Genomic DNA, 2,523 nt, shown 5'->3' on the forward strand with positions numbered 1-2,523 from the left:
CACAAAATTTGAAACCAGCCAAAAACACCAGACCACACCACGGGGTGGCGGGTCCGGCAAATTCAACCAATTCAATACAATAAATTGGTATCAACAAACTTGGCACACTATTGAGTTCTCAAACAACAGACACATTCAAATACTTGTCGAAACAATTCACTCGGTAAAGTTATTCGCTTCGCTTTTCTTCGCTGCTATGTTCTTAGCTTATTTCATTCATTTCAACTTTGCAAACCCGGTTATTCTTCCGAAATTCACTCTGTAGAACCGAATCCGCCCAGCAAAATGTGAAGCAATTTCGATTTCCAGTTTTTGACGCAGGAAGAATCACTTCATTTTGTTGGGGGTCTGTCGCCACTCGGTGGCGGCGACTCAGAAAACGATACACGCTCCCCCGCGACACCGCAAATCGGCCGAGAAGGAGCGTGCAATGAGCCGCCACAGGCGACCCGCGGGATGGCCCCGCCGGCGGCGCCGGCAGTACGGCGGAATAGCCAAGACGAGCGCCGGTTACGGTCCGGAAACCTCGACCGTCGCCAGGTTCTTCTTGCCGCGGCGCAGCAGCAGGTAGCGCCCGTGCAGAAGCTCCTCCGGTGCGATTACGGCGTCGGGGTCGGAGATTTTGGTGTTGTTCACGTAGGCGCCACCCTCCCCCACGGTGCGCCGGGCGGCCGATTTACTCTCGGAGAGCCCGGTGGCAACGAGCAGATCGATGATGCCGAGGCCGGCACTGTCCACAGTGGCGCTGGGCAGTTCCGCGGTAGCGGCCTGCAGGCTCGACGCGTCCAGGACGGTCAAATCCCCGCCGCCAAACACCGCGGCCGAGGCCGCAATGACCTTCTCGGTGGCCTCCACGCCGTGCACCAGCGAGGTGACCTCGTAAGCGAGTTTCCGCTGGCCTTCACGGGCAAACGGCCGTTCGGCGACCGAGGCTTCGAGGGCTTCGATCTCGGCGCGGCTGAGGAAGGTGAACACCTTGAGCCGGGCTACGACGTCGGCGTCGGTGGTGTTGAGCCAGAACTGGTAGAACGCGTACGGGCTGCACATGTCGGCGTCCAGCCAGATGGCGTTGCCCTCACTCTTGCCGAACTTGGTGCCGTCCGAGTTGGTGATCAGCGGCGTGCCCAGGGCGTGAACATGCTTGCCTTCAACCTTGCGGATCAGGTCGGTGCCGCTGGTGAGGTTGCCCCACTGGTCCGAACCGCCGGTTTGCAGCACACAGCCGTAGTCGCGGAACAGTTGCAGGTAGTCCATGCCCTGCAGGATCTGGTAGCTGAACTCCGTGTAGCTGATGCCCTCGTCGGAGTTCAGGCGTGTGGCCACGATGTCCTTTTTGATCATCGTGCCGACGCGGAAGTGCTTTCCGATCCCGCGCAGGAAATCGATGGCGCTCAGCGGCGCGGTCCAATCGAGGTTGTTGACCATCCGCGCCGCGTTGTCGCCCTCGAAGCTGAGGAACCGCTGGACCTGTCCCTGCAGCCTGCCGACCCATTCCGCCACCGTCTCCGGCGTGTTGAGGACCCGCTCGGCGGTCTGCCGGGGATCACCGATCAGCCCGGTGGAGCCTCCCACCAGGCCCAAAGGCTTGTGCCCGGCGAGCTGCAGCCGACGCATCAGGAGCAACTGCACGAGGTTGCCCAGGTGCAGGCTCGGGGCGGTGGGGTCGAAGCCGCAGTAGTACGTTGCGGGGTCGCCGGCGAGTAGTTTCTCCAGCTCTGCCTCGTCGGTGGAAACGTGCACGAGCCCGCGCCACTTTAGCTCCTGCCAAATGTTGGCGAAGCTGGGGTCGTTCTGCTGGGACTGAAGATCATTTAGCTGGGACACGGAATCTAAGTTAGCAGGATCGGCGCGGCCGGACGGCCTATTCTTCGATGCCCGCCGGCACGCCGGCGGCCGCGATGAGGCGCAGGCGCTGGGTGGGCCGGGTCATCGCCACGTATAGGTCCCCCACCCTGCCGTGCTCATGGTTCAGCATCGCCGACGGCTCCAGCACCACGACGCCGTCGAACTCCAGCCCCTTGGCCTCGCGGGGGCTGATCACGACGATGTCCTGTTCGTAGCTGCCGGCACCGGTGCCGACGCGGCGGCCGTAGGCGCCCCGCAGCGCGGCGGTGGCCTCCGGCAGCAGCGCACCGTCGGCGATCACCGCCAGCAGGCCGCCTTCGAGCAGGTCCAGTTCCTCGGGGATGATCGCAAGGAGCCTGTCGACGATCGCGCCGGGCTCGACGCGGTCGATCACCGGCGACCAGCGGCCCTCGCGGACCGCCTTGGGCGCGGAGACGACGAGTCCGGCGGCGTTGGCCATCCGGGCGGCCGCCTCGGCGATCTGTGACGGGGTGCGGTAATTGACGGTGAGCTCTTCGAGCTGCCAGCGGTCCCCGAACATCGGAGCCAGGGCGCTCTGCCAGGATTTCGCGCCGGCCACCGAGCTGGTCTGGGCGATGTCGCCGACGATCGTGAAGGACTTCAGCGGGCAGCGGCGCACCAGCAGCCGCCATTGCATCGGTGAGAGTTCCTGTGCCT

Annotated in this window: 2 protein-coding genes and 1 pseudogene; 1 reads left to right on the forward strand and 2 read right to left on the reverse strand. The window is 63.5% G+C overall.

The genetic code is table 11. The features are described from left to right. Window positions 1-265, forward strand: a 265-nt coding sequence (locus AB4Y86_RS16615) for a hypothetical protein (RefSeq protein WP_441403276.1), incomplete at its 5' end; no start/stop codon positions are given. A 245-nt stretch (window positions 266-510) separates the two neighbouring features. Here AB4Y86_RS16615 and tyrS read toward each other — a convergent pair. After that, window positions 511-1,824: a tyrosine--tRNA ligase gene (gene tyrS, locus AB4Y86_RS16620; RefSeq protein ID WP_441403277.1), complete on the reverse strand. Its 1,314-nt coding sequence runs from the start codon at window positions 1,822-1,824 to the stop codon at window positions 511-513. Between the two features lie 37 nt (window positions 1,825-1,861). Continuing rightward, window positions 1,862-2,523 (reverse strand): annotated as a pseudogene (locus tag AB4Y86_RS16625) (AAA family ATPase); the annotation flags it as partial.

It is taken from the genome of Arthrobacter sp. 2YAF22_2 (genome assembly GCF_052114645.1).
Lineage (GTDB): Bacteria > Actinomycetota > Actinomycetes > Actinomycetales > Micrococcaceae > Arthrobacter.